The organism is Halanaerobium sp. (assembly GCF_003070835.1).
In genome coordinates this window covers 1-6,835 of the sequence record NZ_QBLR01000182.1, presented here as the reverse complement: position 1 = coordinate 6,835, position 6,835 = coordinate 1, and the positions used below count along the sequence as shown (strand labels likewise).

The window sequence follows — 6,835 nt, the reverse complement described above, 5'->3', positions numbered from 1 at the left end:
CCTTTATATTTTTGAGGATTCTTATTATAATCTTTGAGAGAAGCAAAAAAACTTTTCCAGTCCTGAGCTAACTGTTTTAATGCCTGCTGCCTATTATGAGAATGAAGGTATTCATTATGCCAGTTATTTTTAAACTGTTTTTCTAATTGAGTATAGACAGGTTTTTGCTCTTTATTATTTTTTACTTTATAATTAACTGTATTATATAATTTAGAGCAATGCCAGGCTAATTCCCTAATTATCACTAACTGCTTATGGTTTAATTTAGGCTTAAATTTAAATGATAACCGCATTGATTTTTCACCTCCATTCTACTATAATTATATCATACATGTGTTCGTATGTAAAAGAAAAAATGGAGGTTTGATTTTTGGTCTAGGAGCTACTGTATTGTATCTACGGGTGGTGCTACTATTGAGATAATCAAAAAATATATTGAAAATTAAAGTAAATAGCCAATTCATCTCCACCCAATGCATAGCTTGGATGGAGTTTTCTTGGCAGTTTTAGATAAATCAGAACAATCCTTTAAAAAAGCAAAAACCGCCTATCACTTTTAAATGATAAACGGTTTAAGATAGTAAATAAATTTTGGATTGAAGAAAAATTAACTAAGTAATTAAGTGTTTTTGAATTCTTTTTCACCAGTTATGTTAAGCTGCTCCTTAAATTTTACCTACTAAATCAAGTCCTGGCTTAAGTGTCTTACTTCCTTCTTTCCATTTTGCTGGACAAACTTCATCAGGATGGTTTCTTACATACTGAGCAGCTTTAATTTTTTTAACAATAGCACTGGAATCTCTTCCTAAGTTGCCTGCATTAATTTCTACTCCCTGAACAACACCATCTGGATCAATAATAAATGTACCTCTATCTGCTACACCTTCTTCTTCAATTAAAACATTAAAGTTTTTTGAAAGTGTATGGGAAGGATCTCCAACCATAATGAATTCAATTTGTCCTATTGTTTTAGAATTATCATGCCAGGCTTTGTGAGTAAAATGAGTATCTGTAGAAACTGAATAAACTTCTGCTCCCAGCTCCTTTAGGTTATCATATTCACTTTGTAAATCTTCTAATTCAGTTGGGCAAACAAATGTGAAATCAGCTGGATAAAATACTACAACACTCCACTGACCTTTAAAATCTTCGTGTGTAACTTCTAAGAACTTTCCGTCTTGATATGCTTCTGCTTTAAATGGTAATACTTCTTTTCCTACTAGTGACATAATTTTTTCCTCCTATTGTAATTTTATTTGTTATTAATATTGATAATCGTTATCAATTAATATTATTACATAACGTTATTTTTTTGTCAAGTGAAAATAGAAAAATTCTGCTGCTGAAATAAAAAAATCCCTACTTATAAGACGCTGATCTATTCAGCGGCAAATAAGTAGGGATAATTACAGTCTAAAAATTTTAAGCTTAATACTGCTCTAAAAATTCCAGAGCAAAGTTGAAATAGAGCTTCGTTCCTATTTTTAAACTATCTTCATTGATCTTAAATTTTGAATTGTGATGAGGATAGTTCTGCTCTTCATCTTCAAATCCAGCCCCAACAAAAGCAATTACTCCAGGAACTTCTCTCAAATAATAGGCCATATCTTCACTCCCTGTTACTTTATCCATAACTATTAAATCTTCTGCAGCTGCTATTTTTTTTGCAGCAGATTGGCCTATTTCTGCAGCTCTTGGATCATTTATTGTCGGAGGAGTACCCTTTTGTATAGTAACCTCAGCTTCTCCTCTATATGCTCTAGCAGTTTTTTCTGCATAACGTTTAATTGCTTTAGAGGCTTGAACCCTAGTTTTTTCGTTAAAACACCTTAAAGTTCCTACAATTTCTGCTTTATCTGGAATAACATTAAATCTACTCCCTGACTTCATTTTCCCAAAAGTTAAGACAACAGGATCTAAAGCATCAATTTCTCTACTTAAAATCGCCTGCGAATCTAAGACAAATGAAGAAGCCATAACTATAGGATCAACAGCCTGATGAGGCATTGAACCATGTCCACCTTTACCTGTGAATTCGACTATCACATAATCACCTGAAGCCATGCGTGGGCCCGCTTCAACATTAATTTTACCTGTTGGTAGATCGATCCAGAGGTGGATTCCCATAATTCCATCAACATCGTCTAATACTCCTTCTTCCACCATTTTAGCTGCTCCCTGAACCATTTCTTCAGCTGGTTGGAAAATTAATTTAACTCTGCCTGCTAGCTCATCTTTAATTTGATAGAGCGCTCTGGCAGCTCCTAGAAGCATAGCTGTGTGACCATCATGACCACAGGCATGCATAATACCTTCATTTTTTGATTTGAATTCTAGATCGGCTTTTTCTTCTACTTCCAAAGCATCCATATCAGCCCTCAGAGCAACTGTTTGCCCAGGTTTGGAGCCTTCAATAACTGCAGCTATACCTGTATCTGCATATTTCTGATAGCTGATTCCGATTTTTTCTAGCTCTTCTTTTATTCTCTTCGCTGTTCTTTTTTCATTCCAGCTTGTTTCAGGATACATATGAAACTCTCTTCTTAAATCTCGAACATATTCTTCCTGTTCTGCCAATATATCTTTGAAATCCACTGTTACTCAACCTCCCCTTCATTTAAAAAGTCTAAAGCAAATTGTGCATATAATCCAGAAGCAGTTTTCAAAGCCTCTTCGTCAATATTAAACTCTGGATGATGATGGGGAGCATCAGCACCTTTCGCTTCGTTTCTGGAACCAACAAAGGCAAAGGCAGCTGGAACTTCTGCAGCAAAGAAAGAAAAGTCTTCTCCACCTGTTGTTTTATCTAATTTAACTATTGAACCCTGACCTGAGACTTCTGCTGCTGCCTTTTTTGCAGTTGCTGAAATTTCCTGGTCATTAATTAAAGGGAGGGTCATTTTATTATACTCTAATTCTACTTCAGCCCGATAGCTGGCAGCAGTCTCTTGAGCAACCCTAGCTATAATTCCTTCAAAATCATGGTTGATTTCCCTGCTGAAACACCTGGTTGTACCTTCTAGATAAGAGCTATCAGGTAAAACATTACCCTTTGAACCTGAATTGAAAATATCTACACTTAAGACAGCGGGCTCCATTGGATCAAACTCTCTGCTGACAATGGTCTGTAAATTCATAACAACAGCAGCACCTGCCATTATGGGATCAACACCCTGATGCGGCATTGATCCGTGACCGCCTTCTCCCTGAATGTTGATAATAAATTGGTTTACAGCAGCCATTCGGGGGCCAGCTTCTACAGAAATTTTTCCACTTTCTAGATCATTCCAGATATGAATACCAAAGATAGCATCCACATCTTTAACTACCCCTTCTTTGACCATTGTTTTTGCTCCAACAGCTATTTCTTCACCTGGTTGAAAAATCAATTTTACAGTACCAGCAAATTCAGCTTTTAGATCATTTAAGATTTTAGCTGCTGTCAGTAAACTAGCTGTATGACCATCATGGCCGCAGCCGTGCATTAAACCATCATTTTCTGATTTATAGTCTACCTCATTTTTTTCTTCAAGTTCTAAAGCATCCATATCCGCTCTTAAGGCAGCGGTTTTACTGCTTTTTACTTTTTTAGTTCCTTTAATTTCACAAACAACACCGGTCCCTGCAGCTTTTTTTGGTTTCAAACCCAAGCTTTCCAGTTCTTCTATGATTCGACTGCAGGTTCTTTCCTCTTTCATACTTGGCTCTGGATGTCTGTGAAACTCCCTTCTCATAGATACCGCATAATCAAAATATTTTTCTGCTAATTCTTTTACCCTATTCATTCAGCTTCACCAACTTTTAAAACCGTATGATAAACAAGTTCAATTCCTTTTTGTAAATCTTCATAATCAGTCCACTCTTCTGGAGTGTGACTTCTACCATCTTTGCTGGGAACAAAGATTAAACCAACATCTGTAATTGCTGCCATAATCATTGCGTCATGGCCGGCTCCACTTATCATTTCTTTGTCATTTAAATCCAGCTTCTTAGATTCTTTCTTAAATATATTGAATATTTCTGTTGATAATTCAACCGGTTCAACCATTAACATCTCTTTAACCGAATAATCTACAGCATATTTTGCTTCAATATCTGACAGCGCCTGATCAATTTGAGCTCTTACATTTTTAATACAATTTAAATCTTTTGACCTAATATCAACGGAAAACTCGACTTCTGCCGGAACAATATTGGCAGCTCCGGGTTTGACATCAAGATTTCCAACCGTGGCAACTGTCCCTGAGCCGGCTTCAAGGGCAAAGTTTTTAATCTCAGAAATAACCTCTGCAGCTGATGATAGAGCATCTTTGCGCATATCCATTGGAGTCGTACCTGCATGATCTGCACGACCTGCTACTTTAACTCTAATCTGATTAATACCAACTATAAAATCTACTATCCCAACATCTTTAGCTTCATTTTCTAAAACCGGTCCCTGTTCTATATGGAGTTCAATAAAAGCTTTAAGTTTTTTGGGATCTCTTTCAGCTTCTTTAATTTTTTTAGGATCAAAACCAAATTTTTCAAAGGCCTCAGCCATTGAAATTCCGTCATCATCTTTAAAATCTAAAAGTTCCTGGTAATCTACCTGACCGGTCATGGCGCGGCTGCCAAAAACTCCACCACCAAAGCGGCCACCTTCTTCTTCAATCATTGCTACAAATTCTATTGGATACTTAGTTTTTATATCATTTTCATCCATAACTCTTAGAATTTCAAGAGCCATAATTACTCCTGCTGGCCCATCAAAATTACCACCATTTTTAACAGAATCAAAGTGAGAACCGATCATTACAACAGGTGCCTCTTTATCAGTCCCTTCTCTTCGAGCAACCAGACTACCAGCAGCGTCTTCATAAATATCTACATTTAGTTTCTGCAATTCATTTTTTAAATAATTTCTAGCTCCTCGGTCTTCTTCAGTCAACGAAAAACGAGTTAATCCCTGACCAGGAGTTACATTAAACTGACTTAAATTCTCTATATCATTTTTAATTCTCTCTACTTTTGTTAGCATTTTATCTACTATCTCCTCTCTTATTTATACTTATATTAATTATTTTAAAAACAATTTTAAAATTATCCAAGTTAATTAAAGCAGCTTGACAAAGAAACCTGCGATAATAACTGAAGCAATAGTTACTGTAGTAAATCCACCAACTAACATTTTAGGCAGCATTTCATCTACCGCATATTGATATTCGTCATCATTTTTAGTACTGGCTCTAGCAGATTCGATAGTTAAAATATAATTAGGTGGAAAACCATAAAGTGCTGTCATAGCTATAGAAATAGACATTTCTTTTGTATAACCAAAAGCTTTTCCAATTAACGCTGAAACCAAAGCCATCCCTGATATACCAAGAATAATGATTCCAAATAGAGGAACTGCAATTTCTGTTAACATTTCTGGTGTTGCATCAGAAAGTCCAGCAAAAATAAAGGCCATCAAAACGGTAATTAGAAAACCAAAAGAACCTGATTTAACCAGTGCTTTTTCCTCTAAAAATCCAATTTCTCTACCAATTACCCCAAACAGCATACAAACTACAAATTCATTTAGATGTAAAATTGGAGCTGCTGCAACAGATAAAGCGGCTACAATTCCAAGCTTAAATAAGATTACATATGTTGTCTGATATTTTTCGGGAAGGGGAGGAATTATTCTGAAGCTGCTTTCTTCTTCTTTAACTTCACTGGCCTCAGATTTATTTATTTCAATTTCTCCGTTCCTTACTTTATCAGCAAGGCGATTCGCCTCTTTTTTAAGTAAAAAAGATGTTATTGGATAACCAAAAAAACCTTGAATAACATACATTGCTGTAGCTAAAACTGCTATTGAAGTTAAACCTCTTTCTGCAGCTGCAGTTGACATTAAAATGGAAGCTACGACTCCTCCTGTAAGGGGTGGAGTTGCTGCTACAACATTTTCCCAACCAAATAGAAGATTACCAATAGTTAGAGTTAAAATAATTATTCCTACTATACCCCCAAGAGCAATAACAACTGTTTTCCACTGGGATAAAAGCTCTTTTAAACTCATCAAAGTTCCCATATGGGTTAAAAGTAAATACATTGATAAATATACTACAGGTTTAGCAAAGGAACTCTGAGCTACAACATCACCTGGTAAGATAGTCCAAAAACCAATTATAAACAATACTGCTGAAACAAAGACCGAGGGTATCATCGCTTTGGTTTTCATCGATACCAACTCACCAACTGCCAAAATTAATAAAACGATACTAAAAGCTTGTGTTACATTCAATTCCATAATTTCTCCTCCTAGACTACTAAATTCTAATTTGATACTGATTATAACAAAATTTATCTTTTCTGGCAATAATTATGACAAATTAGTTAACTAAGCCAAATGATGATCTCAACTTTCAAAAATCAAAGTTAATAAAAAACTGCTGGCAGGTACCAGCAGATAAAAAATTATTTATTTTCTACAAATTGAATTCTAAGACCATTTGGATCTAAGACAAAGAAAAACTCAATATTTGGATTTGGAGAAATCGGTCCACTCTGAATTGCTATGTTCTTTTCTTCAACAAATTTCATTTTTTCCACAAGCGAATCAACTTCAAATCCCAGAGAAATATCTGCTCCAAGCTCTATTTCATTCTGGTTTTGATCATCAATCAGCTCAACAGCTGTTTGACCATCTGCAGCCGCTAAAAATGCTATCTCAGTTTCCGGGCCAGCCTCAAACTGCCTCTGAACCTCTAAACCAACTATATCTCGATAAAATTCAACTGATTCTTTTAAATTCTTAACTTTTATCGTGGTCCATAAAAAACTCAAATTACCAACTCCTTTTTTAAGC

At 35.4% G+C, this 6,835-nt stretch carries 6 protein-coding genes and 2 pseudogenes; 1 reads left to right on the top strand and 7 read right to left on the bottom strand.

The genetic code is table 11. The features are described 5' to 3' along the window. A pseudogene (locus tag CI949_RS14700) lies at positions 1–293 on the bottom strand (RNA-guided endonuclease TnpB family protein); the annotation flags it as partial. Positions 294–362: 69 nt separating this feature from the next. On the opposite strand from CI949_RS14700, the pseudogene CI949_RS14695 reads away from it, so the two are divergent. Further along, positions 363–446 (top strand): annotated as a pseudogene (locus CI949_RS14695) (transposase); the annotation flags it as partial. Positions 447–665: 219 nt separating this feature from the next. On the opposite strand, the gene ahpC reads toward CI949_RS14695, so the two are convergent. From ahpC to CI949_RS14665, 6 genes are all read right to left on the bottom strand, one after another. Further along, positions 666–1,229: an alkyl hydroperoxide reductase subunit C gene (gene ahpC / locus CI949_RS14690; RefSeq protein ID WP_073160066.1), complete on the bottom strand. Its 564-nt coding sequence runs from the start codon at positions 1,227–1,229 to the stop codon at positions 666–668. A 199-nt stretch (positions 1,230–1,428) separates the two neighbouring features. Next, a complete protein-coding gene (locus CI949_RS14685; RefSeq protein WP_073160064.1) occupies positions 1,429–2,595 on the bottom strand; it encodes a M20 family metallopeptidase in 1,167 nt (388 codons plus the stop codon). A gap of 2 nt (positions 2,596–2,597) precedes the next feature. Beyond that, on the bottom strand, positions 2,598–3,785 hold the full coding sequence (locus tag CI949_RS14680) for a M20 family metallopeptidase (RefSeq protein WP_073160062.1): 1,188 nt from the start codon (positions 3,783–3,785) through the stop codon (positions 2,598–2,600). Beyond that, positions 3,782–5,020: a M20 family metallo-hydrolase gene (locus CI949_RS14675; RefSeq protein WP_073160060.1), complete on the bottom strand. Its 1,239-nt coding sequence runs from the start codon at positions 5,018–5,020 to the stop codon at positions 3,782–3,784. Before CI949_RS14675 ends, CI949_RS14680 begins: the two co-directional genes overlap by 4 nt. A gap of 75 nt (positions 5,021–5,095) precedes the next feature. Further along, positions 5,096–6,277: a hypothetical protein gene (locus tag CI949_RS14670; protein WP_290767639.1), complete on the bottom strand. Its 1,182-nt coding sequence runs from the start codon at positions 6,275–6,277 to the stop codon at positions 5,096–5,098. Between the two features lie 167 nt (positions 6,278–6,444). Continuing rightward, a partial coding sequence (locus CI949_RS14665) for a VOC family protein (RefSeq protein ID WP_290767637.1) occupies positions 6,445–6,835 on the bottom strand: 391 nt, incomplete at its 5' end.